Origin of the sequence: Sphingomonas sp. PP-CE-1A-559 (assembly GCF_004340965.1) — a bacterium.
Lineage (GTDB): Bacteria > Pseudomonadota > Alphaproteobacteria > Sphingomonadales > Sphingomonadaceae > Sphingomonas.
In genome coordinates, this window is record NZ_SLYA01000001.1 from 723,301 (window position 1) to 746,660 (window position 23,360).

Below are 23,360 nucleotides of genomic sequence, written 5' to 3' on the forward strand. Positions count from 1 at the left end.
CTCAGTCCTCATCCCCGCCCGCACCCTTGCCGAGTTCGGCTTTGAGCGTGAAGCTGTTGGTGGAAGCGATGCGCTCCGAGCCGGTAAGGCCTGCCGTTACGGTGACCTGCCCGCCATTGGTGCGGCCAAGCGTCACCGGAATTGCCCGGAAACCTGTCGCGGTCCGGACGAACACGAACGACTTGTCCTCGATCATCTGCACTGCGGCCGATGGCACGGCGACGGTGCGGTCCCCGGTCGCAGGAACAAGGATCGATACGTTGACCGTCTCACCAACACGCCATGTGCTGCCGGCGTTGTCGAGGGTAGCGATCACCGGCACCAATCGCGTCGTCTCGTCCAGAATGGGGGACACGAACGTGACGCGCCCCTCCTGACGCCGCCCCGGTGCCGTCACTTCGACACGCACGCCAGGTTTTACCCGACCGGCATCGGTGGGGACGAGTGATGTGGTGACAGTCACCTTCGACAGGTTGGCGACACGGAACAGCTCTGCATCGGCCGCGACGGCCTGCCCGAGGGTCGCCGATCGCGCGATGACCTGGCCGGCGATCGGCGAGCGGACCGCGATGCGGTTGAGCGCGCCGCCTCCGCTGCCCGTCGCTGACAACTGCTGCTGCGCCAGGCGAAGGGCAATACTGGCCTCCGTTGCGGCCGTTCGCGCTGCGACCAGATCCTGCTCTGGCGAAACCCGTTCAGCGAACAAACGCTGTTCGCGGCGAAGGTTCGATTGGGCGAGTGCGGAACGCGCGCGCGCGGCTTCTACCTCCGCTTTCAGTGATGCCGCTTCCCGGCTTTCGATGATAGCCAGCGGGTCCCCCCGGCTGACTGACTGCCCAAGATTGCGGGTGAGGGAAACGAGCCGACCGCCTACGGAGGTGGACACAACCTGCACACCCTGAGGATCGCCCTCGATCGTTGCCGATAGCTCGATCGCTCCGGCCACGCCGCCTACTGTAGGTCGCGTAACCTCTATCCCGGCATCCGCGATCTGCTGCGCGGACAGGGTGACGATATCCTTTGGACCCTCCTTGGCTTCGCCGGCCTCGGCACCTTCGGTCTTCTCGGCTCCGGCCTTCTCACCGGCCTCGCTGTTGCCACCCCCGCCGCACCCGGCAAGGAGGATAGCCAGGGTCACAGGCGCGAGCGCCCGTATGATAATCTTCGTCATTGATTGGTTTCCTCGGGCGAGGGCGCTGCGGCAACGAGCCGTTCGAGGCGTGCCTTGGCGTCGTGATAGGTGGCGAGCGCATCGATCGCGGCGGTTCGTGTTTCGGACAGGGTACGTTCGGCATCGAGCAAATCGAGCTGCCCGAACTTGCCCTCCCGGTAGCCGATCCTGGCAATACGAGCGGCTTCGCTTGCCGATGCCAATGCCGGCCCGCTGGCGTTACGAGCGGTCGTCGCAGCATTCGCGACGTTCGCCTGTGCGCTTGCGATATCCTGCGCGGTATCCAGCTCGGCGACGCGACGTAGCGCCTGCGCCTGATCGGTCTGCGCCCGCGCCTGCGCCACTGCCGCCTTACCGTTGTTGAACAGCGGAAACGGGATCGACAGCCCGAACACTGCTGCCACGTCGTTCGTAGCCTCAAGCCGGCGTGCGCTTGCGCTCAGTGTCACGTCGGGAATGCGCTGCGACCTGGCAAGCCGCACCTGTGCCTCTGCCGTTGTCACGTCCGCGCGCGTCGCCGCCAATGCCAACGTCCCTGCGGTCTCGATCGGCCGCGCTGGACCAAAGCCCTCGACACGGCCGAACCACGCCAAATCCAAGGGTCCTGTGAGAGGTTGGCCGATCCGTCGAGCAAGATTGCTCCGCGCAACCTCGGCAAGCCGTTCTGAGCGCTCCACAGCTGTTTCGGCGTTGATCCGCAATACATCGGCGCGCTGCTGTTCGAGCGGCGATGCTCGCCCCGCCTGAACACGGACACCGGCTGCGCGCGATGCCTCACGGGCGATGCCGGCCTGCTCGCGCGCTGTCACAAGTCGGCGTTCCGCTGCTGTCGCTTCGATGTAGAGCTGAGTGACGGCAAGCCGTAAATCAGCCTCGGCCAATGCCGTGCCTATCCGCGCTCGATTACCAATCGCATCGGCGACGGCGATCCGTGCCGATCGTTTGCCACCCAGCTCGATCGGTAGTGCCAGACCGGCCGTTGTCTCCGCGCTGCGAAGACCGCGATATTGACCGCTGCCGGCAATGTTCTCGGTCTCGGCGACGATCGACGGGTTCGGCCGATAGCCGGCAACCGTGCGGCCTGCTTCTGCTGCCCGGACGCCAGCCGTGGCGGCCTCAAGGCTGGGGGCGCTGGCTCCGGCAAGTGAAAGCGCCTGCTCAAGAGTGAGCGGGGGACTGGTCGATGTTGGATCGGCTGACTGCGCCTGTGCGATCGACGCGCACGACGCCACGGCCAATAAGGCCGCAATAAAACGGTGCATGGGTAACGGACTCCTGACGAACCTTGGGCGTCCGCACGGGCTTTCCCGGCGGAATTAGGCGTTGGTCAGGCTTGGGGAGGACGTAGGGCTGGGTCCGACGCTACCGGGGCCTTGGGCGCATTGCGCCACAGCGATGCAGTCATACGAACGCTGCTAGCTGGTCCGGTTGAATCGGACGCGATCGGCACGCCGACATGATGGCCGTGGCAACCGCCATGATGGTGAGGATACGCCTTGTCGGCGTCTGCCGGCACTTGGTCGGCATCACCGTCGCAATGATCGAGGGAGCTGACCGCTGTGGTATCAACGCACATCACGCCTTCGGTCGCATGCGCAACTGATCCAAGCCCGAGCATAAGCACGAGCATGAAACTGAGGAACAGGGCGGAAAGGCGGTGCATCGGCCCGCGCCTTAGCAGCTTACCGACTGCCATGTAACGACTGCTGGTAAGTAGCGGGGGCGGGTGAGGGCTCGCTACGCATTTCGGCGCGCGCCTGCCGCATGATCTGAAAACCGCCCGATATTCCCAACACCGCCATCAAGGCGGCGACGGCAAGATCAGGCCACGCACTGTTGAGGCCGAACACGCCGCCTGCGGCCAGTACGACGGCGATGTTGCCGATCGCGTCATTGCGCGAGCAAATCCACACGGACCGCATGTTCGCGTCACCGCTTCGGAAGCGGTACAGCATGACCGCGACGACAAGGTTCGCGATCAGCGCCGCGATGCCGACCACGCCCATAATCTCGGCATGGGGCGTTGCGTCGTGGAGCGCTCCCCATCCCGCCGCGAACAGGACATAGACGCCTAGCAAAGCGAGCGTCGCCCCCTTCAACATGGCCGCGCGCGCGCGCCAGGCTATCGCCATCCCGGCAACGCCAAGGCTGATCGCGTAGTTCGCCGTATCCCCGAAAAAGTCGAGCGCGTCGGCTTGTAGCGCCTTTGATCCGCCCGTGATGCCGGCAACGATTTCGATAACAAACATGGTGGCATTGATGGCGAGCGCGATCCATAGCGCCCGCCGCCACTTGGGGTCGTTGAAAGTGCCCGCCTTGTCGGACGCGCAGCTTGTGCAGGCCATGTTCGCCACCTCGATGGAATCGATCTGACAGCCTATATGCACCCTCTAGTCGCTAGAGGGTCAAGCGCTGTGTCTGAGAAACTGACGATCGGAAAACTGGCCGGTGCGACCAGTACGAAGGTCGAAACGATCCGCTACTATGAGCAGATTGGCTTGCTGCCGGCACCTGCGCGATCGGCGAGTAACTATCGGACCTATGAGGGCACGCATCTGCGCCGCCTGTCCTTCATTCGGCGTGCGCGGGATCTTGGCTTTTCAATCGACCAGGTGCGCGAGTTGATGGGGCTTGCCGATCACCGCGATCAGTCGTGCATCGCTGTCGATGTCGTTGCCAACCAACACCGCGACGCGATCAGGCGCAAAATCGCAGACCTCACCGCACTTGCTGGTGAACTCGACGCGCTGATAGATTCCTGTAGCCGCAACACCGTCGCCGACTGCCGGATAATCGAAGCACTTGCCCCTTCCGCATAACGCCTTGCGACTGACCAACTCTCAAAAGGGAACGTCGACCGGGAAACCTGACCCGTCGATCCGACTGACAGCCGCAGACGGGTGCGCTTTCTCAAAATCTTTTCCCAATTTGAAATTCTCGAAATTGCGAATTTTCACGGCAAACTGGGAAAGCTGCCGATCGCTCTTGGGCGGATATGGGGTGACGTCTATACCCAAACCTGAAGCCCGGTGCTGATGTACACAACACCCTCAGCAGCATCGTCCGCGTATGTTCAACAAACGGGTGGGCGCCTGTGAACAGTTCAACGAGAGTGGTTGCTAACGACGGGCAACGCGGAAAACCGGTCCGATCGCACCTACCCTAAAGGCGCTGCCGAGGCGGCCACATCCGAGCGTTTGCCGTCTGGAGACCCCCTGCTGCGAGCGTCTGCTTCTATCCGATCCCGCCGTTCGCGCCCGACGACTTCAAAGACCGCTTTGTCCCACTTCTCGCCGTTTCCAGCTTCGTCGGCTGTCCCTCCGACTTCTATGAACCGACGTGAACGAACGTCCGCGGTTGGGCAGCGGGGCGTGGGGGGGGCTGAATGGCGACTTATGGGTCTCGCCGGCCCCAACCGGCCGGGCCATCAAGGACCGATTGTCGACGTTCGCGGCTGGCTGATCCAGAGAAAATTACGGTAGCAGGCAGGCGTAAGCTACGAAGAACGAGATCGTCATAGTGACAAGCACGATGCCTATCTCGAGCCAACCATTGAGAGGTGGCTTCTTCGAGGTGCTGGCTTCGCGAGATGCCTTTGTCATGCGGCGGCTACAGGCTCGAGCGGCTTCCGACGAAACCTAAGCCGGGGTTAAGGGCTGTTCCATCCTGTGCGGATGATGCAAAATTCAAATCTGCGTCAGTCGGCTGTGGCGAGCTGTGCCATCATGAGTTGGCGAGCTGTGCCATCATGAGTTGGCGCACTGCCTCGGGACGAGAAAGTAGGCTCGGCTGGCGGTCGATCCATGCATCCAGCGCGGCGAGTTGATCAGGAGCCAAGCGCAAGTTGATGGGTGTCGAACCCACTTGCGGCCTTCCGCGACCTCTTTTGTTGGTGCCAACAATTGACAGGTTAATAGTTGATGCCAGATATGACGAGCTGACGCAAGGCTTAGGACCCTCGCGCCAGCTCTGACCACAACCGATCGAGTGGAGATCGAATATGGCTGCTGAAGCCCCTTATAGGGGTGTGCGAACCCGTGCACCCGAAATTGATGTCGCCGACGTCCCTTTGATCGAAATGGCCGACCGCGACATAGTCATGAGCGGTTCCAGCGACGTCCAAGAGGGCGGAGACTCGATCAACGCGCTGATACTTGGCGTCGAGGTTTTGATCGAGCGGCAGCGTGGAATTATGCGTCATCAGCACGCCGACGCCTTCCTGATCGATAACGAGCTTTGGGGTGCAATTGCGTCGTTGCTTACGATGGTCCGGACCAAGGCAACCGAGATCGTCGACGTCGGTGGGGAAATGGAGAAGGCCGGCCAGCGTTTGCCAAAGGGCATGGCAGCGTGAGGGCCGCGTTGCAACGGAAGGCCGCAGATAGCTTGGTAAGGGAGGGCGAAGTGTTCGCCGTCGCTAAGTCGGTTGCGCCGGCTGCGCTCGAATGCGTCGACGGCATCCGGATTGGCAATCTGATCGAAGCGTTGTTTGGATTGCTTAACCAAGCCGCAGGCGATCCGGACTTGAAAGACGGAGACCTAGACCGCGGCACGGCGGGCGAAGACGGCCCAATAGCAGAAGCGCGGCTCGATCCCCTTTGGCAGAATGCAGCGTGACAGGCACCGGCTTTCCGAATCGTCGCTTGCGGAGTGATCTTTAGTCACTTAGGAATGAGAGCCAGTCGAAAACAAGGATGGCCGATGCCAACCAAAAAGCCGATTCTACGCGGCGATATCATGGCCAAGGCTGAAATCCCTAGGGACGTCATGACGTTCTGGGTTAGGGGCGGCGTGCTGCGCCCGATCGACGCTCCGAAAACGGGCACCGGCTTTAAGTTGCGGTTCGAATGGTACGAGGCGAACATCGCCGCGATCATGAACCAACTCCGCATCCTTGGCGTCAGCATCAAAGGGATGCTGTCGGTCTGCAAGGTCTATCGCGACGCTATTGCGTTCTTCGATGGTCGCGGCGCGACTCGCGACGAAGTTCACGCCATGTGGACGCTCGACATGATCGAGCGCAACGTGATCGCCCGCAGGGTGAAGCGCTGGGGGTATCGCGACATAGTTGAAGCCCCCGGCTTCGACCCAGAAACGAACCCACGGATTGCCGCAGAAGCGGCCGATAATATTTCCATGGAAGACGAGCTTTGGGCCGAGATCGTGCCGTGGACCGCTGAAATCCACGGCGCGCAGAAGGTAACGGTGCGCGTCATGGAGTTGTGGGAAGGGATGCCGCGCGAGGAATTTCGCCGCCACCTCGATCCCTATGTGAACATCACCGAGCAGGCCGAGGTGAGCTATGCGCCCGACGGCGTTGCATCCCCCGAGGAATTGACCTTTTTCTGGCGGGTTGGAGAGACTGACGACTACCGCTTCAGATGGGGTCCCGACGCAGGCAAACTGGCGCGCGCGGATGGCGCAAAGTCCATGATCGCGATCGACGTCTCCGCGGTTCTGCGATCGGTCTGGCACACACCAGAAGGCGGAGCTTCCGCATGATCGCGATGCCTCGCGAACCGGCCGACCTCTACGCTCCGCTGGAGACGGTGCCGAAGCCCCGTCCGATCGGCGAGGTTTTCCAGGTCTTATTGGTCCGCTGGTGGCTGACGCTACTGGTCGAGGCGTACCGCGTGACCAGTAAGCCGCGCCTGCGACCGCCCAAGGCCAAGCGCACCCGCTAATTTCGACACATCCGCCCTACCCCATCGCTCGGAACGCGCTTCCGAGAACGCCACCGCCTTGCCGGAACGCATCTGATGATAAACGCCAAGCCTGTAGCCGCTCCCGCAGCGGCTTCCATTGCAGCCAACGACAACCGGCAGGCTCCGCGTATCGGACCGCCGCGCATGATCGCGCAGCCAATCCCTCACGACGTCGGGATCGCTCTGTTCATGAGGGGGGGGCGGCGTGTCGATGGGTGTGATCGCCGCGACGATCGCTCCGCAATGGCAGCCGAATCTCCACCAGTGGGATATTCATGATGAGCACTGCAGCGACTGTTGAAACTCACGTGAATGAACCATCGAAGCAGCTAGCTGCCTGTTCCCCAATTCGGGAACAGGGCCGCACTTCAGCTGGGAGTGCCTTAAGGCGGGAACAGGTAGCATTCCCTATCGAGGTCGTGCGGATGATGGGCCTGGATACCGCAGTGGGGTTGATGGGTAAGGGCCGCCGTGCAGACGAACTCTGCACCACCGTTCGCGCCCTTAATTACAAAATCAGCGGCGAGCGTGGCGCGTCCGATGCCGACATCAGGTCTGCAGCGGCCGCCCGCGAGGGAAGGGGCGAACGGCTCCTCCCCCATGCACGCAGGCTTCGCGCCGTACTCGCCCGCCTATTTGAACACGATTGCCTCAAGGAAGCCGCATGACCGCTATGACCCTCGCTACCGCCAGACAACGCGGCGCGGCCAGCTCCGGCGGTCGCTTCCTGCGCGTACCTGACGTGATGAAGACCACAGGCCTTGGTCGATCGACGATCTACCGCATGGTCGCGGCCGGTACGTTCCCTCAGCAAGTGAAGCTGACCGTGCAAGCCAGCGGCTGGTGGCAGGCCGACATCGATGATTGGATGCGTGAACGGCTAGCAGCGTGCCCCCTACGCCCCTGAGGATGGGGGCACTTAAGGGGGCACTTCGTAAATCTACCAGCTATGAAAACGCAGGAAAAACAATATCATGATCGGCGAAAATCGGCGGAGGCCAGGGGCACCATCTCTTTCCAGCGATCACGCGTCGACCCTTGGGGCGAGCAGCACAGTGATCGTTTCCTTGCTAAAATTTCGCCGGTAAGGACGCGGGATGGCGAAGCGACCGGCCCGATATGTCTCATCGCGGCGGCGCAATCGATCGGGGCTGAGGCCATCGTCCGAGCATTGGCTTCTCCTACTCGGCGCAGTGGTCGCGTTCGCGGCGATCTTTGGGTCGCTGACCGATCTGCCCTGGCCGACCGAAACCACCACGGATCACCGCAAGCCCCGGCTGACAATGGCGCAGGCGCGCGCGTCCAATGCGCTGGTCCCGATCGTTGCCGACAAACGCAAGCGCGCGGAGCCGTTCCGGTTTCGCGGTGGTCCTGCGGCGCGCCTCCAGGCGACCGAATGCCTCGCCACCGTCGCGCTCTATGAGGCTGGCGCCGACCGTGACGGACAACGTGCAGTCATCCAGGTCGTGCTCAACCGGGTCGGCGCGCGTGGCTTCCCCAAGACGGTCTGCGGGGTCGTCTATCAAGGCGCGAACCGGAAGACCGGGTGCCAGTTCTCCTTCACCTGCGACGGCTCGCAGACACGACGCCCCGAGCACGAGGGCTGGGAGGAGGCACGACACGCGGCACGGCGGGCGATGAACGGCTACGTCTATACGCCGGTCGGCCGCGCGACGCATTACCATACCGACTGGCTCGTACCGTACTGGCGCAGTTCGCTCGTCAAGGTAGCGACCGTCGAGTCGCACATCTTCTATCAGCGTCGCTAGCCAGTCCGTTCAGTCGATCCGGTACTGGATCGGCTTGAAGCTGCCGCCGTTGGATTGCAGCGCCGAACAGGCAGTCATGCCGATGACGAGGTCCATGGCAGCGCGGAAGACGATCGTGTCGCCAGCCTTGCTCAGCGGCGGTTCGACTGTGAACGTGCCCGTCTCGCCATTGATCGGCACGTTCATGAAGCAGTTGAACGCGACCGGAATCTGGTCCGGCTCGATGTCCCACGGCGCGAGCGCCTCGGCGAGGTTGCCGAAGCAGCCGCGATGCGGATCGGTGTCGCCATAGATAATCGCGAAGGTTTCCTTCGAACATGGCGTCAGCAGGAAATCATGCCGTCCCACATCGTCCGAAACGATCTCAAGCATCACGTTGCTGCGGTTCGAATAGAGCAGATCGCCCGTCGTCAGGTACAACCGGCTCGCATAATCGAGCGTCCGCCCCGACGAGATCGCCTCGCGTACGTCGGCGCGGTTGTAGGCGAGCAAGTCCGATACCTGGCGGCCTTCCGGATCGATCACGGTCAGCGTCTGCCCCTTGTCGAGCGTGAACCCGGCCCCCGAACGCGGCGGGATCGTCTTGATGTCAGCCACGTGCTTCGCCTCGTTTGAAAGGACATTTCCAGGACTCGTCGACGACGCGTCCGCTATATTGTCGCGCTTCGCTCGACTCGCCGTGGCGCGCCAGCATCGGGTTCATCGAGCCGGCATATTCGAGATCGCGCGCGAGGATCGACGAGCGCAACTTGTCGTAGCGTTGCTGGTCGCGCAGCACCTCAAACTGGTCGTGCAGGTTGAACACCATCGCCGGCGATTCGAACTTGCGCGCCGGACGGCTCGCATTCGGGTGCAGTCCGACAACGAAAAACGCCTCGCCGGCAAAGCTCAGCGAGAAATGGGGATCATCGGGATCGCTGCTTACCGACGGGTCGGGGCGGTAACCGAGCCACTCGTCCTTGTCGCTGAGCGACTGCGCGCGCGCCCAAAGATGCGCCTCGAACTCTTCTTCAGACAGCAAAGCAGGCGCTTCGAACAGGATGATGAGCGTCCGAAAGATCGCGCGATCCTCGCGGTATTTGCGGACGGTCTCGCCAAGCGCCGGAGAAATTCTCATGTCATCCCAAGCGGATCGCACGTCGCGGGCGACGAGAATGTCCATCTGCCCCTTGGCGAGCGCCGATTTTGCACCGACGCAGGGAAATTGCGGCGCCTGCACGGTCTCGATGAACTTGCGCGCGAGCGGGTGGTCGTTCTGGAAGATTGGCTGATACATGGTCGGGGAGGAACCCGCGAACCGCGGCAATGTTTCGCGTCCGACATAACCTTTGATATTGATCAGTACGAATCCCGATCTGTTCTTCTATCGCGGAGGGCGGTACGAGGCCGGGTGATGAAGGGGTGTCGATGATCTCGGAAAAATTCCTCATGGGCCGTGGTCGCCATGAGTTGAGCAACGAAGAAAAGCAGGTGCTGGAGGACGGCATCGAATCCGTGCGGCAGGTGCCCGGGCGCAAGCAGATCGTCCGTGCGGGCGACCTGATCGAGACGAGCACGCTGTTGATCGAGGGCTTCGTGTGCCGCTACATGGACGACCGCGAGGGTCAGCGTCAGCTGGTCGCCGTGCACGTACCAGGCGATTTCGTCGATCTCCACGCCTTCCCGATGAAGCGGCTAGATCACGATATCGCGACGCTCGGGCCCGTGAAGATCGCCTGCTTCGAACACCGTACGTTGCAGTCGATCACCGAGCGGTATCCGCACCTGACGCAGAAACTGTGGTTCAGCACGCTGCTCGATGCGGCGATGCACCGCGAGTGGATCTTTCGACTGGGACGGCTCGGCGCGGAAGGGCGGATCGCGCATCTGTTCTGCGAACTGAACGCACGGCTGGAGATGATCGGGATGGCGGCGGAGGGACGCTATATGCTGCCGATGACGCAGCCAGATCTGGCAGAGGCGACCGGGTTGACCGGCGTTCATGTGAACCGCGTGTTGAGAGCGCTTCGCGAGAAAAACCTGCTGACGTTCAAGGCAGGCGAGGTAAATATCGTGGATCGTAAGGCACTTGCAGCCGTTGCTGAATTTGAACCACAATATCTCTACGGTTCCAGGGGTGAGTGACGGGTAGCCGGCGCGTAACCCCTGGCAGGATCAACGGTCGGGGGAGTGAGACTATGATGACGCCGGAAACTATTGCAGGCATCGCCGCCGCCGAGAATGGGCTGGTGACGCTGGACGGCCTCGATGGCTTGGCGATCACCTTCACACCGCAGGCCGCCGCTGAGACGGGGCGCAGGCTTATTGCGGCCGCGGAAGTCGCTGCGAGCCAGCCTCGCGATGAGCGATCCGGCGACTGATCTTACGGCGCATAAGACCGGCGCTACGCGCTGATCAATGCGTACGCCTTCCGCTACGTAACTTTATCACTATGCTACCCGGTACATTGACCGGGAGATCCATGTGCAGTTTCTATACCTCGCCGCCAGCGCCGTTGCGTTGATGGCGTCTACGTCGATCGTCGCGCAGACGGGTGCGACGTCCACGACACCCGCCGCGAACCCCTTGCTAGCCGACTGGACCGGTCCGCTGGGCGGAGTGCCGCCGTGGGACAAGGTTCGCCCCGAGCTTTTCCCGCAGGCGTTCGAGACGACGCTGGCCGAGCGCGCCGCGGACTACCGCACGATCGCCGACAATCCTGCCAAGCCGACTTTCGCCAACACGATCGTGCCGATGCAGTTGGCCGGCAAGCGCTATGGTCAGGTGATGACGCTGTTCGGCGTAATGACCGGCAACATGAACACGCCGGCGTATCAGAAGCTCGACCGCGAATGGTCGCCGAAATTCTCTGCGGCGTCGGATGCGATCACGTTCGACAAGCCGCTGTTCGCGCGCATCCAGGCGATCTACGCAGGCCGCAATTCGAGCGGGTTGAACGCGCAGCAGATCCGGCTCGTGACGCGGATCTACGACAGCTATGTGCGGCAGGGCGCGAAGCTGACCGACGCGCAGAAGACGCAGCTTTCGCAGTATAATCAGCAACTCGCGACCGCGTTCTCGACGTTCGGCGAGAAGCTGCTCGCGGATGAGAGCAAGGCGATCTCGGTTACCGACGAGGCGCAACTCGCCGGCTTGCCCGATAGCGTGAAGGCGGTGGCCAAGGCCGCGGCGACCGAGCGGAAGCTGCCGGGCTTCGCGATCGTCAACACGCGGTCGGCGGTCGATCCCGTGCTGACCTACGCCACCGACCGAGCGCTGCGCGAAAAGGTGTGGCGCGCGTTCGTCAACCGCGGCGACAACGGCGATGCGAACGACACGAACGCGACCATCGCGCAGATCGTCAAGCTCCGCGCCGACCGCGCGCATCTGCTCGGGTTCGCGACGCATGCCGACTGGCGGATGCAGGACACGATGGCGAAGACTCCCGCCGCGGCGATGGACCTGATGATGCGCGTCTGGCCCGCTGCCAAGGCACGCGTGGCCGAGGAAGTCGCGGACATGCAGAAGGTCCCCGGCACTTCGCTGACGATCGAGCCGTGGGATTACCGCTTCTACCAGGAGAAGGTGCGGAAAGCGCGGTACGACCTCGATCAGGCGCAGCTGAAGCCGTATTTCGAGCTCGGCAACATCATCCAGGGTTCGCTCTACGCCGCGAACCGGCTGTACGGGCTGAACTTCAAGGAGATCACCGGCACCGTTCCCGTGTTCGAGTCGAACATGCGCGTGTGGAGCGTGACGGACAAGAACGGCAAGGACGTCGGGCTGTTCTACCGCGACGATTTCGCGCGGACGGGCAAGCGATCGGGTGCGTGGGCGAACACCTATCGTGGGCAACGAGGTCTAGCGCCGGCGCAGCTCGTGCTGTCGTCGAACAACAACAATTTCGCACGAGGCGCGCCCGGCGAACCGATCCTCATCAGCCTTGACGATGCGCAGACACTGTTTCACGAGTTCGGCCACGCGATCCACGCGATGCTCCAGAACGTCCAGTATCCGGGGCTTGCCGGCACGCCGCGCGACTTCGTTGAATATCCGAGCCAGGTGAACGAGCATTGGCTGCTGACCCGCGACGTGCTCGACAAATACGCGCGGCACTACCAGACTAAGGCGGCGATGCCGCAGGCGTTGCTCGACAAGATCGAGCAGTCGAGCAAGTTCAACGAAGGCTTCAAGACCGCGGAATATCTGTCGTCGGCGATCGTCGACATGAAGATCCACACGGTGCCGGACGGCGTGATCGACCCCGATAAGTTCGAGGCCGCGACACTCGCCGAGATCGGCATGCCGAAGCAGCTGGTGATGCGTCACCGCGTGCCGCAGTTCCAGCACCTGTTCGCGTCGGACAGCTATTCGGCGGGTTATTACAGCTACCTCTGGTCCGAGACGATGGACGCCGACACCTTCGCGGCATTCGAGGAGGCCGGAAGTCCGTGGGACAAGCCGACTGCGGACAGGTTCGCGAAGATCCTGCTGTCGACCGGCAACGAGACCGACCGCGCCGAGGCGTATCGCGCGTTCCGGGGGCGTGATCCCGACGTGAACGCGCTGCTCAAGAAGCGTGGCTTTCCGACGCAAGCGCCGCAGGGGACGAAGTAATGGCACCCGATCAGAAAACGCGCCTCAAGGCGATCATCGGTGGTTCGACCGGCAACCTGGTCGAGTGGTTCGACTGGTACGTTTATTCCGCCTTCACGCTGTATTTCGCGCCGCATTTCTTCCCGTCGACGGATCGCACCGCGCAGTTGCTCAGCACGGCGGCGGTCTTCGCGGTCGGCTTCCTGATGCGGCCGATCGGCGCGTGGATCATGGGCATCTATGCCGATCGCCACGGCCGCAAAGCCGGGCTGACGGTGTCGGTCACGCTGATGTGTGCCGGCTCTCTGATCATCGCCTGCACGCCGGGATACGAGACGATCGGCGTCTTCGCACCGACGATGCTAGTGATCGCGCGGCTGATGCAGGGTCTGTCGGTCGGCGGCGAATACGGCGCGTCGGCGACGTATCTGACCGAGATGGCGGGCAAGAATCGCCGCGGCTTCTTCTCGTCGTTCCAGTACGTCACGTTGATCTCGGGCCAGCTGCTCGCGATCTGCGTGCTGCTGATCCTGCAATCGACGATGAGCGAGGCGGCGCTCGATTCCTGGGGCTGGCGCATTCCGTTCGCGATCGGCGCGGTGCTCGCCGTGGTCGTGTTCTACATCCGTCGTGGCCTCGCCGAGACGCAGAGCTTCGAGAATGCCAAGGCCGATGCAGGCGATGGCAAGCCGAAGTCGGGCTTCATCCAGTTGATCACCAAGCATCCGCGTGAGACGATCACGGTGATGCTACTGACCGCGGGCGGTACGCTCGCCTTCTACGCCTACTCGATCTACATGCAGAAGTTCCTGGTCAACACCAGTGGGTTCAGCCGCGAGGTGGCGAGCCAGATCAACGCCGCGACGCTGTTCGTGTTCATGCTGTTGCAGCCGATCGCGGGCGGGCTTTCGGACAAGATCGGGCGCAAGCCGCTGATGGTCGGGTTCGGTATTGCCGGCGTGCTGTTCACCTACCCGATCTTCGCCGCGCTGGAGACCGCGACCAACCCGATCTATGCCGGCCTGCTGGTGATGGCGGCGCTGGTGATCGTGACGGGCTACACGTCGATCAACGCGGTTGTGAAGGCGGAACTGTTCCCGGCGCACATCCGCGCGCTGGGTGTCGCCTTGCCCTACGCGCTGGCGAATACGCTGTTCGGTGGGACCGCCGAGTTCGTCGCGTTGAAGTTCAAGGGCGCGGGCTTCGAGCGCGGATTCTACTGGTACGTGACGGCGATGATCGGGGTGTCGCTGGTCGTGTACCTCCGCATGAAGGACACGCGGGCGAACAGTCAGATCGTCGAGGATTGAACTTACTGCTCCCTCTCCCCTGCGGGGAGAGGGCTGGGGTGAGGGGCTGTTCCAGGTGGTGTCCTGCTTGGCTGCCCCTCACCCCGACCCTCTCCCCGCGGGGGAGAGGGAGCAGTTCAGCTAGCGCGGGAGCTCGATGATTGCGTCGAGTCCGCCGCCGGCGCGGTTAACTAAGCGGATCTCGCCACCAGTTTCCCGCACGATCGCGCGTGCCAAGGCCAGACCCAAGCCGATCCCCCCCGTCTCCCGGTTCCGCGAACTCTCCAGCCGCGTGAAGGCGTCGAACACGTCGCCCATTCGATCCTCCGGGATACCGGGCCCCTGGTCCGCCACGATGATCGCGACGCAGCGCGGGTCCGCCTCGACACGCACTTTCGCTGACACGCCGTATTTGATCGCATTCTCGATCAGATTGCGGACCGCTCGGCGGATCAGCGACGGGCGCAGATGCATCCGCAGCCGCTCCGTCTCGACGAAGCTCACATCGCTGCCGATATCGCGGAAATCCTCGACCACCGCATCGACCAGCGCGGCAAGGTCGACGTCGGTCAGCGGTTCGCTTGGTCGCCCGAGCCGTGCCAGCGAGAGAATGTCGTCGAGCGTGCGGTTCATCTCCGCCACCGTATCGATCATCCGCGCCCGATCGACATCATCCTCCACCGACTCGATGCGGACGCGCAGAGCCGCCAGCGGCGTACGCAGGTCATGGCCGATCGCCCCGAGCATGCGGTCCTTCTCGTCGAGCATTCCCGTGACGCGGAGCCTCAGCGCGTTGAACGCCGCGATCAGCGCCACGACGTCGTCGGGCCCATGCGGCGGCATCGGCGCGCCCGGATCGCCCGGCCGAAAACTTTCCGCCGCGCGCCGCAGATCCTGGAGCGGGCGCGAGATCCGTCGGACGATCCAGAGCACCGGCAGCAACACGATGATGTACAAGATCGCGGTCTGCGTCAGCACTGCGAGCAACAACCGCCAGCCGGGTTGCGGCCAGGGCGCGGTGATCGCCAGCCATCCGCGTCCGGGCTGCTCGATCGCGATCAGTAGCGTCGCGCCTTGCCGATCGCCGCGTCGCAGCCCGTCGCGGCGATGCGCGTCGCTCGTCTCGTCGGTGGCGGGGCGAAGGCCGGTATCGATCCGCCCGACCGTCAGCCCTAGATCGGCGAACTGCCGACGCAGTTCGGTGGCGACTTCGGGATGACGCTCAAACATCGTGGGTGGGATCGGATTGGCCGGCAAGCGGCGCACGCGGCCGCGGTCGGGGCTCAGCGGGCGGCCGCCATGCGCCTCGCGGTCCAGCGCGTCGGCGATCCGCGTCGCGACCGGCCGCGTCGCCTGGGCAAGGCGGAACTCGGACCGATCGTGGAGGATCATGCCGAAGTTGATGACCTGCGCCACCAACAGGGCGAGCGCGATCAGCAGTGCCATCTGGCCGGCGAGGCTGCGCGGCCAGGGCTTGAAGCGCGTCATACGGACCGGATCACAGGCGGGTGACTTCGGCCGCCAGCGTATAGCCGCCGCCCCAGACCGTCTTGATAAGCTCCGGCGTCTTGGCATCCGTCTCGATCTTGCGGCGCAACCGGCTGATCTGGTTGTCGATCGCACGGTCGAACGCCGCCGCCTCGCGACCCTGGGTTAAGTCGAGCAACTGGTCACGCGTGAGCACCTGGCGCGGGCGCGTCACCAGCGCGAGCAGCAGGTTATACTCCCCGGTCGACAGCGGCACCGACACGCCCTCGCGGTCGATCAGCGCACGCTCGCCCGATTTCAGCACCCACCCAGCGAACCCGTAAGAGCTGCTCTCCGGCGCAAGCTGGCGCGATCCGCCCGCCGTCGCGCGGCGCAAAATCACTTTCACGCGCGTCGCGAGTTCGCGCGGCGAGAACGGCTTCACGACGTAATCGTCCGCGCCCATCTCAAGCCCGACGATCCGGTCGGTCTCCTCCGCGCGAGCGGTCAGCAGGATCACCGGCACGTCGCTGGTCGCGGCGATATGCCGGCACAGCGACAAGCCGTCCTCACCCGGCATCATGATGTCGAGGATGACGAGATCGATCGCATACGCCGTCAGCCTAGTCCGCGCCGCCTCCGCATCGCCCGCCTGAGTGACGCGAAACCCCTGTTTGGTGAGGTACACGGCCAGCGGCTCGCGGATCGAGCGCTCGTCGTCGACGAGCAGCAGGTGCGGCATATCTCCCATCGGGGCAGTGTCTAGCATGGCGGCTGTTCAGGGGAAGCATCGACGCCCGATGCTTCCCCTCCTCCAAATTATTGAGCAGGCGCGGGCGGGGTCACGCCGTCGCGGCGTTCGCGCCGGTCGACGTGGCGCATCTCGGCGGCATTGGCGCGCTCGGTCGCGTCGATCGTGCCGTCGTGATTGGCGTCCATCCGGTCGAACCGCCTGAGCGCGCGCGCCTCGAACTCCTCGCGCGTGACGCCGCCATCGCCGTTCGGATCCATCCGCCGACCCATCCCGTCATGCTTGCGACCACCCGGCGGGGGCACGGGCACGTCGCGGCCGCTCGCCACCATCCGGTCGTGCAGCGCCGCGCGATAGGCGCGCATCTCGCCGGCGCTCACCCGGCCGTCATGGTCGGTGTCCATCTGCGCGAACCGCGCATCGGCCTGCGCGATTGCTTCCGCCCGCGTGGCGCCGCCGTCGTGGTTCGCATCCTGACGCATCGGCGGACGTGGTGTGGCGGGGGCGGTTTGCGCGCCGGCGGCGGACGTGATCGCGCTGGCGGCGAGCATCAGGGTGAGGACGGTCTTGCGCATGTCGGTCTCCAGCGGAGTGGGACGAATTCCCATCGAATGACCGTCGTTCTAAACCCCGGTTGTCGCAGGGTTTTGCCGCCCCTCCACCAATGTGTCGCAAGATATGTCAGTGGTCAGGCGAAGATCGCGACGCTCTGCATCTGTTCGGCGACCGGTGTGCCGTCCGCGTTCCAGATCGCCATTTGCTGGCTGGAACTGCCCTCGCGCACGTAATCGGTAGTCGCGCGGAGCAGCCACCAGCCATCGCGCGTCACCGGCTGCGGACCGAGAATGTTGAGCAGCCACGTCATCGAACTGAGCGGGGCGGGGCCGCCGAGCAGTTTCAGCGCGGATGGCGGCAGGCAGTCCGCGACCGCGACGAGCTCGACCATCGGATCGAGCCCGTCACGCTCGGCCAGCCGCACCCAGCGCAGCCATTCCGCCGGTCCGACACTCTCGTCGCGACGATCGAGCAGGTCGAAGTTGCGCGAGAACGCGACCGCGCTGTGGCCACGGAACGTCTGCGTCTCCGGCCCGGGCATCGGAAAGCCGGGCGCGCTGCCGGTCTGGTGATCGACGCGCGACGCGACCGCGCCCATGAACACGAACGTCGCGCGCAGCCCGAGCCCGGCCTCGCTCTCGACGTCCGCCTGCACGAACGCGGCGTTGCGCCCGCGCCGCAACCGGCTCGCACGGATGACGATGTCGCCGGAGAGCGGCCCGATGAACGACACCTGCGCGGAGCGCAGCGGCGGCAGGTCGACATCCGACTGCTGCGCGGCGTGCAGTGCGAGCGCGGCGGAGAAGCCGCCATAGGCGGTGCGGCCCTGGAGCCAGTTCTCGGGCACGGTGCCTCGCCAGCAATCTTCGGTCCGCACCAGCGCGTCGATCGCCTGTTTGAGGGTTGTCATCATGGTTCTTTCATTCTCCGTCATCCTGGGCTCGACCCAGGATCCAGAGCCAAGCATCGGAGCGTTCGTGGCTCTGGATCCTGACGTTCGTCAGGATGACGGGAGGGAGGCGGCCAACTGATCGCGGAGGTCGCGTTTCAGAATCTTGCCGATCGCGCTGCGGGGGAGTTCGTCCGCGACATAGAGCGCGGATAGTCGCTGTGTCTTGCCGAGCTGTCCGTTGACCCAGGCCAGGATCGCCGTTCCATCCTCGGCCACGCCATCGCGCGGGACGTAGAACCCTACCGGTGTCTCGCCCCATGCCTCGGACGGGACGCCGATCACCGCGCAATCCGCGACCGCCGGGTGCCGTGCCAGGACCGCCTCCAGGTCCGACGGATAGATGTTGAAGCCGCCCGAGATGATCAGGTCCTTCTTCCGGTCCATCAGCGTCAGGAAACCGTCCGCGTCGAACCGGCCGACGTCGCCGTGGCGGATGTAGCGGTTGCCGTCCTCGTCATGCCATTCGGCGTCGCGCGTCGCCTCCGATCGGCCGTGATAGCCGTTCATCATCGCCGGGCTGCGGCCAACGACTTCGCCCATCTCGCCGGGCGCGACCTCGACGCCATCATCGTCGATCAGGCGGATCTCGTGGCCCGGCATGGGCTGGCCGACGGTGTGCAGCTTGGTCGGGTTGGCGGTGGCGTTCAGCGCGCAACTCGCGCCGCCTTCGGTCATGCCGTAGAACTCGACGAGCACGCCGGGCCAGCGCGCGACGACGTCGGCCTTCAACGCCGCAGAGAACGGCGCGCTGGTGCTGGTCTTGAAGCGGAACGCCGACAGGTCGAAATCGTCGAAGTCGGGTAGCGCCATGATCCGCTGATACTGGACGGGCACCAGCATCGTGTGCGTCGCGCGGTATCGCTGCGCGAGTTCGAGATAGGCGCGGGCGTCGAACTTCCCCATCAGCACGACGGTGCCGCCCCAGCCGAGCGTCGGCAGGAAGCTGACGAGCGTCGTGTTCGAATAGAGCGGCGTGGCGATCATCGTGACCGCGGTGTCGAACCCCGCCGCCGTGTTGCGGGAGACGTGCGCCCAGCGCATCGCGTGGCTCTGGACGATGCCCTTGGGGGTACCGGTCGTGCCGGACGAGTAGATGATGTTGAACGGGTCTTCGGGAGCGATTGGGACGGGGGTAGGCTTGGTCTCTGGAGGAGTGAGCCACGCCTCAAAAGATTGTTCTTCCGCGAAGGCGGGAGCGCAGCCTGGGCCCCCGGCTTCGCGGGAGAACAACACTACGCGAGGCGTCAGTTTTTGACCTTCCAAAGCTCGCGCATTCTCCGCATCGAGGAACACCAACGGTGCGCCGCTATCCGCAATCATCGCCGTGATCGCCGCCGGCGTGGCCGATGGCGCGATCGGCGTCGCGACGCACCCTGCGCGTACCGCACCAAGGAATACCGCAGCATAGTCGGTCGTCGGCGCGGCGACGATCGCCACCGCGCTGCCCGGCGCAACCCCGTCGCGCTGCAACGCCGCCGCCACCCGGTCCATCATCGCGTCGAGCGTTCGATAGTCGATGCTGCCCTGCGCGTCGGCAACGGCAGTCCGATCGCCACGTTCCAGCGCGTGCGCACGGATCAAATCGGGGAGGGTGGCAAAGCCCGTGGCGAGCATGTCTGCAGCGGTCGTCATGCGACGCATCGCTAGGCGAACGCGTCCGGCAATGCCATACGGTATATTCGAAAACAGATGTCGAGGAGACGCTCTTGCTGTTCTACGATAGCGCACTGCCAGCGCCCAACCCGCGCCGCGTCCGCATCTTCCTGGCGGAAAAGCACATCCGCGTGCCGATGGCGCAGATCTCGATTCCAAAGGCGGAACACCGGTCGGACGCATTCCTATCGGTCAATTCGCTCGGCCAGACGCCGGCCCTGGCGTTCGACGATGGCCGCGTGCTGACCGAGAGCGTCGCGATCTGCCGGTATTTCGAAGTCCTCCACCCTGACCCCCCGTTGTTTGGGCACGGTGCACACAACATCGCCGAAATCGACATGTGGACGCGACGCATCGAACTCCGGCTGATGACGCCGTTGTCGATGGTGTGGCTACACACGCATCCCTGGACCGCGCGGATCGTCCAGCCGCAATATACCGAGTTCGGCGAAAGCCAGCGGCCGCGCGTTCTCGCCGCAATGGCGGAGTTCGACCGCGCGCTCGCCGGTCGCGACTGGCTCGATGGCGAGCGCTACACGATTGCCGATATCGTCCTGCTCACGACGATCGACTTCGCCACGTTCGTCGGAGTCGCGATGCCCGACGATCTCGAACATCTGAGGGCATGGCATGCCCGTGCTTCCGCCCGACCGAGTGCCCAAGCGTAACCGGCACAGTTAACCAACTCGTTTCACACGATAGAAGTCCTTCCTCGGCTATCTCCGGCACGGGACAGGCCGTGCCCGCAGGGGAGAAATCGAGTGCACAAGCTGATCGTCGTTGCGGCATTGTGCACGCTACCCACCGCCATAGCCGCGCAGGACGCGCCGACGGATGCGGCGATCGTCGTGCCAGCGCATACCGAGATGGTATTGCGCCTGGACGAGGAGATCGCGTCGGATCGCGCACGCGTCGGGCAAACCGTCGCAGTATCGGTCGCGCGGGACGTGATCGTCGATGGCGCGGTGTTGATCCCGCGTGGGGCTCCCGGCGTCGGCGCGGTCACCTTCAGGACCGGCAAGGGCGCGTTCGGCAAATCCGGCAAGCTCGATATCGAACTGCGCTCGGTCGAAGTCGGCGGTCGCAGCGTGCCCGTCGTTGGTCGCTATCACGCCGCCGGTGATGGTCGGACCGGCGAGACGATCGGCACCATCATCGTCGGCGGCGTCGTCGCGGGAGCGTTCGTCACCGGGCACAACGCCGTGTTCGAGGAAGGGCGCCAGTTCACCGCGTTCACCGGCGAGGCGACCCGGATCGCGCGCCCAGCGATACGGATGGCCCGGTACGCACCGCCGATGCCGCCCGCTGCCGTGTCGTTCGCGCGAGGTCCGGCCCTAGTGTCGCCATCCTACGCGACCGTGGTCTATAGTCCACCGGCCGCGATGGCCATTCCACCAGCCTACGTAGCCGATGGCAGTTTCGCCCAAAAATTGGCTGCCGCCCAACCCGTTCGCGGTGGCGATCCGCGGCTGGGGTGGACGATCAGCGACTAACGTCCGGCCTTCACCGCCGTCTGCCCGAGCAGCGGATCCTTCGCTTCGTCGGTGATAGGCTCGATGCTGTCGTCGATCGCCTGCCCTCTCGTACGCGGCGATCGTCGCCACTCGAGCCGCAATCGCCTTGATCGTGATGTCGGGCCCGGCTTCTTCTGGAAGCAGCGAGATCTTGTGGCGTTTTGACGAGGGCCGGTTAAAAAATTTAATCTTAGGAATGCTCCGCGATTGGGTTGCGTCGGAGGTGGGGCAGGGGCCGTGGTCGGCAAGCGAGACGTTACCGGGGATTCCATCTCTGGCTCAGCGGTAAGGAAAATACGCTTTGCAACGTCGCGAATCTATGCGAGGGGAGCCGCATACCCGGTATTCAGATTGCCCGGACGCCCCGCTCCATTGGTGAAGCGGAGACGAGCCCGGCCACGACGTTGGAGAGGGGATAAGGCGGAAGAGCGACCCGAACGAGGACGCATCTTCCGCCGTCCTTCTCGCGAAACACCGATAACGCCGTCAAACCCGTAAGACATTGCTTCGCAGCGGTAATGTCGATCGTCATCCATACGCCGTCGGCTCGTCGCAGGTCGGTCAGGAATGAAGCTTTAGCTTGTCTGGTATGCCTGGTTTGCCGTAGCGTAAGGCCTGTTTCGACTTCGAGGTATTGCCGATGGCCGCAGCGTATCAGTCCCATCCCGAGATCGCTGACGCGTTGGCGATGAAGCGACGGGGCCTGACGCTCGCGCTGCTCACCTTCACCTATTTCTTCAGCTACATGGACCGCCAGATCCTCGCCATCTTGCTCGAGCGGATCAAGGCGGACCTGCTGCTGACCGATACGCAACTCGGGTTGCTGTCCGGACTCGTGTTCGCGATTTTCTATGCGACGCTCGGCATTCCGGTTGCGCGACTCGCGGATCGGACCAGTCGGCGCAACATCATCGCGGCCAGCCTGACGATCTGGAGCGCGATGACCGCGCTGTGCGGGCTCGCGCAGAATTTCACGCAGTTGATGCTGTTCCGGATCGGCGTCGGGATCGGCGAGGCGGGGTCGAGCCCGCCCAGCCATTCGATCATCGCCGATCTCTACCCGCCCGAGAAGCGCGCCAGTGCGATGGCGGTGTATTCGCTCGGTGTAGTGCTCGGCGCAGGCTTCGGCACGCTGATCGGCGGCGTCGTCGCGCATAGCTATGGCTGGCGGGTCGCGATGATGACCGTTGGCCTGCCGGGGATCGTGCTTGCCGTCCTCGTCCGCCTGTTCATGGTCGAGCCCCGCCGCGGCCTGTCCGACGCCGCCCGCGCGGTGGCGACGCCGATGCCGAGCGTCGTGCAAGGGTTTGCGTCGATGTGGGCGAGTGCACCCGCGCGGCATCTGGTGGTCGGCGTTACGCTCACCTCGATGATCGGCTACGCGCTGACCGGTTGGGGCCCGAGCTACATCCAGCGCTCGCTTGGCATCTCCATGCTCGACATCTCGCGCTACATCGCGTTGCCCGGCGCGCTGTTCGGCGCCATATCCGCGCTCGCAGGCGGCAAGATAGCCGACGTGCTCGCCAAGCGTCACGGCCTCCACGTCCAGGCCTGGGTCGTCCTCGTGATGAAGGGCCTGTCGCTCCCGTTCGCGCTCGCCTTCTACCTGATCGACGCGCCGGCCATCGCGGTCGGCAGCTATTTTGTCTCGTTGATCTTCGCCAACTCGTATCTTGGGCCAAGCTTTGCGCTGATCCAGCACCTCGCCCCTTTGCAGATCCGTGCGATGTGGGCGGCGATCACGCTGCTGGTGATCAATCTCGTCGGGTTGGGGCTTGGACCGACATTGGTCGGTTGGCTCAGCGATCTGCTGAAGCCGGGGTTCGGTGAGGATTCATTACGCTATGCGCTGATCATCATCGTGTTGATGACGCCGTGGGCGCTGTTCCACTATTGGCGCGCCGGGGTCCTGCTCAAGCGTGCCGAGGATGCTGCGAGGTAACTGTCCCTTCCCTCGTC

At 64.0% G+C, this 23,360-nt stretch carries 26 protein-coding genes; 15 read left to right on the top strand and 11 right to left on the bottom strand.

What is annotated here, in order from left to right:
* Window position 1: 1 nt before the first annotated feature.
* The 4 genes from C8J42_RS03215 to C8J42_RS03225 form a co-directional block, all read right to left on the bottom strand.
* Window positions 2-1,171, bottom strand: a complete 1,170-nt coding sequence (locus tag C8J42_RS03215) for an efflux RND transporter periplasmic adaptor subunit (RefSeq protein ID WP_055879912.1) — start codon at window positions 1,169-1,171, stop codon at window positions 2-4.
* The gene (locus C8J42_RS03220) at window positions 1,168-2,433 is read right to left on the bottom strand and encodes a TolC family protein (RefSeq protein ID WP_055879915.1); all 1,266 of its coding nucleotides are present in this window, start codon (window positions 2,431-2,433) and stop codon (window positions 1,168-1,170) included. The genes C8J42_RS03215 and C8J42_RS03220 overlap by 4 nt, the downstream gene beginning before the upstream one ends.
* Before the next feature lie 65 nt (window positions 2,434-2,498).
* Window positions 2,499-2,834 carry a hypothetical protein gene (locus tag C8J42_RS20325; RefSeq protein WP_146173277.1) on the bottom strand — a complete coding sequence of 112 codons (336 nt, stop codon included), beginning with the start codon at window positions 2,832-2,834 and terminating at the stop codon, window positions 2,499-2,501.
* A 19-nt stretch (window positions 2,835-2,853) separates the two neighbouring features.
* A complete protein-coding gene (locus C8J42_RS03225; protein WP_243644042.1) occupies window positions 2,854-3,420 on the bottom strand; it encodes a cation transporter in 567 nt (188 codons plus the stop codon).
* On the opposite strand from C8J42_RS03225, the gene C8J42_RS20605 reads away from it, so the two are divergent.
* The 8 genes from C8J42_RS20605 to C8J42_RS03265 all read left to right on the top strand — a co-directional run bounded on the left by C8J42_RS20605 (window position 3,419) and on the right by C8J42_RS03265 (window position 8,645).
* Complete coding sequence (locus C8J42_RS20605) at window positions 3,419-3,544, top strand: hypothetical protein (RefSeq protein WP_279388701.1); 126 nt, start codon at window positions 3,419-3,421, stop codon at window positions 3,542-3,544. The genes C8J42_RS03225 and C8J42_RS20605 overlap by 2 nt on opposite strands.
* Window positions 3,545-3,585: 41 nt before the next feature.
* Window positions 3,586-3,990 (top strand): helix-turn-helix domain-containing protein, encoded by a 405-nt coding sequence (locus tag C8J42_RS03230; RefSeq protein WP_243644045.1) that lies wholly within the window; start codon window positions 3,586-3,588, stop codon window positions 3,988-3,990.
* Between the two features lie 1,181 nt (window positions 3,991-5,171).
* On the top strand, window positions 5,172-5,525 hold the full coding sequence (locus tag C8J42_RS03235; RefSeq protein ID WP_133018849.1) for a hypothetical protein: 354 nt from the start codon (window positions 5,172-5,174) through the stop codon (window positions 5,523-5,525).
* A gap of 50 nt (window positions 5,526-5,575) precedes the next feature.
* Complete coding sequence (locus C8J42_RS03240) at window positions 5,576-5,788, top strand: hypothetical protein (RefSeq protein WP_133018850.1); 213 nt, start codon at window positions 5,576-5,578, stop codon at window positions 5,786-5,788.
* A gap of 84 nt (window positions 5,789-5,872) precedes the next feature.
* The gene (locus C8J42_RS03245) at window positions 5,873-6,673 is read left to right on the top strand and encodes a hypothetical protein (RefSeq protein ID WP_055879931.1); all 801 of its coding nucleotides are present in this window, start codon (window positions 5,873-5,875) and stop codon (window positions 6,671-6,673) included.
* On the top strand, window positions 6,670-6,855 hold the full coding sequence (locus C8J42_RS03250) for a hypothetical protein (protein ID WP_055879933.1): 186 nt from the start codon (window positions 6,670-6,672) through the stop codon (window positions 6,853-6,855). Before C8J42_RS03245 ends, C8J42_RS03250 begins: the two co-directional genes overlap by 4 nt.
* A gap of 685 nt (window positions 6,856-7,540) precedes the next feature.
* The gene (locus C8J42_RS03260) at window positions 7,541-7,783 is read left to right on the top strand and encodes an AlpA family transcriptional regulator (protein WP_107952245.1); all 243 of its coding nucleotides are present in this window, start codon (window positions 7,541-7,543) and stop codon (window positions 7,781-7,783) included.
* 190 nt (window positions 7,784-7,973) lie between these two features.
* On the top strand, window positions 7,974-8,645 hold the full coding sequence (locus tag C8J42_RS03265; protein ID WP_133018851.1) for a cell wall hydrolase: 672 nt from the start codon (window positions 7,974-7,976) through the stop codon (window positions 8,643-8,645).
* A 9-nt stretch (window positions 8,646-8,654) separates the two neighbouring features.
* On the opposite strand, the gene C8J42_RS03270 is transcribed toward C8J42_RS03265, so the two are convergent.
* Both C8J42_RS03270 and gntA read right to left on the bottom strand, forming a co-directional pair.
* Window positions 8,655-9,242 (bottom strand): urea carboxylase-associated family protein, encoded by a 588-nt coding sequence (locus C8J42_RS03270; RefSeq protein WP_056051138.1) that lies wholly within the window; start codon window positions 9,240-9,242, stop codon window positions 8,655-8,657.
* Window positions 9,235-9,921, bottom strand: coding sequence for a guanitoxin biosynthesis heme-dependent pre-guanitoxin N-hydroxylase GntA (gntA, locus tag C8J42_RS03275; protein ID WP_056051135.1), 687 nt, complete (start codon window positions 9,919-9,921; stop codon window positions 9,235-9,237). Before gntA ends, C8J42_RS03270 begins: the two co-directional genes overlap by 8 nt.
* A gap of 131 nt (window positions 9,922-10,052) precedes the next feature.
* Here gntA and C8J42_RS03280 point away from each other — a divergent pair, with 131 nt between their 5' ends.
* The 4 genes from C8J42_RS03280 (at window position 10,053) to C8J42_RS03295 (ending at window position 14,530) form a co-directional block, all read left to right on the top strand.
* Window positions 10,053-10,769 (top strand): Crp/Fnr family transcriptional regulator, encoded by a 717-nt coding sequence (locus C8J42_RS03280; protein ID WP_056487031.1) that lies wholly within the window; start codon window positions 10,053-10,055, stop codon window positions 10,767-10,769.
* Between the two features lie 53 nt (window positions 10,770-10,822).
* Window positions 10,823-11,005 carry a hypothetical protein gene (locus tag C8J42_RS03285; protein WP_310793798.1) on the top strand — a complete coding sequence of 61 codons (183 nt, stop codon included), beginning with the start codon at window positions 10,823-10,825 and terminating at the stop codon, window positions 11,003-11,005.
* A 103-nt stretch (window positions 11,006-11,108) separates the two neighbouring features.
* Window positions 11,109-13,241 (top strand): M3 family metallopeptidase, encoded by a 2,133-nt coding sequence (locus C8J42_RS03290; protein WP_133018852.1) that lies wholly within the window; start codon window positions 11,109-11,111, stop codon window positions 13,239-13,241.
* Window positions 13,241-14,530 carry an MFS transporter gene (locus tag C8J42_RS03295; protein ID WP_133018853.1) on the top strand — a complete coding sequence of 430 codons (1,290 nt, stop codon included), beginning with the start codon at window positions 13,241-13,243 and terminating at the stop codon, window positions 14,528-14,530. Before C8J42_RS03290 ends, C8J42_RS03295 begins: the two co-directional genes overlap by 1 nt.
* Window positions 14,531-14,650: 120 nt before the next feature.
* On the opposite strand, the gene C8J42_RS03300 is transcribed toward C8J42_RS03295, so the two are convergent.
* From C8J42_RS03300 to C8J42_RS03320, 5 genes are all read right to left on the bottom strand, one after another.
* On the bottom strand, window positions 14,651-15,997 hold the full coding sequence (locus tag C8J42_RS03300) for a HAMP domain-containing sensor histidine kinase (RefSeq protein WP_133018854.1): 1,347 nt from the start codon (window positions 15,995-15,997) through the stop codon (window positions 14,651-14,653).
* Window positions 15,998-16,007: 10 nt separating this feature from the next.
* Entirely contained in the window at window positions 16,008-16,727 is a 720-nt protein-coding gene (locus tag C8J42_RS03305) for a response regulator (protein WP_133019204.1), read from the bottom strand.
* Window positions 16,728-16,795: 68 nt separating this feature from the next.
* Complete coding sequence (locus tag C8J42_RS03310; RefSeq protein WP_165895410.1) at window positions 16,796-17,302, bottom strand: EF-hand domain-containing protein; 507 nt, start codon at window positions 17,300-17,302, stop codon at window positions 16,796-16,798.
* A 113-nt stretch (window positions 17,303-17,415) separates the two neighbouring features.
* Window positions 17,416-18,192 (bottom strand): thioesterase family protein, encoded by a 777-nt coding sequence (locus tag C8J42_RS03315; RefSeq protein WP_133019205.1) that lies wholly within the window; start codon window positions 18,190-18,192, stop codon window positions 17,416-17,418.
* 90 nt (window positions 18,193-18,282) lie between these two features.
* On the bottom strand, window positions 18,283-19,866 hold the full coding sequence (locus C8J42_RS03320; protein WP_133018856.1) for a class I adenylate-forming enzyme family protein: 1,584 nt from the start codon (window positions 19,864-19,866) through the stop codon (window positions 18,283-18,285).
* Window positions 19,867-19,940: 74 nt separating this feature from the next.
* Between C8J42_RS03320 and C8J42_RS03325 the strand changes: the two genes are divergently transcribed.
* The 3 genes from C8J42_RS03325 to C8J42_RS03335 all read left to right on the top strand — a co-directional run bounded on the left by C8J42_RS03325 (window position 19,941) and on the right by C8J42_RS03335 (window position 23,343).
* The gene (locus tag C8J42_RS03325) at window positions 19,941-20,555 is read left to right on the top strand and encodes a glutathione S-transferase family protein (RefSeq protein ID WP_133018857.1); all 615 of its coding nucleotides are present in this window, start codon (window positions 19,941-19,943) and stop codon (window positions 20,553-20,555) included.
* A gap of 93 nt (window positions 20,556-20,648) precedes the next feature.
* On the top strand, window positions 20,649-21,380 hold the full coding sequence (locus C8J42_RS20000; RefSeq protein WP_165895411.1) for a hypothetical protein: 732 nt from the start codon (window positions 20,649-20,651) through the stop codon (window positions 21,378-21,380).
* Window positions 21,381-22,041: 661 nt separating this feature from the next.
* On the top strand, window positions 22,042-23,343 hold the full coding sequence (locus C8J42_RS03335) for an MFS transporter (RefSeq protein WP_133018858.1): 1,302 nt from the start codon (window positions 22,042-22,044) through the stop codon (window positions 23,341-23,343).
* Window positions 23,344-23,360: the final 17 nt, after the last annotated feature.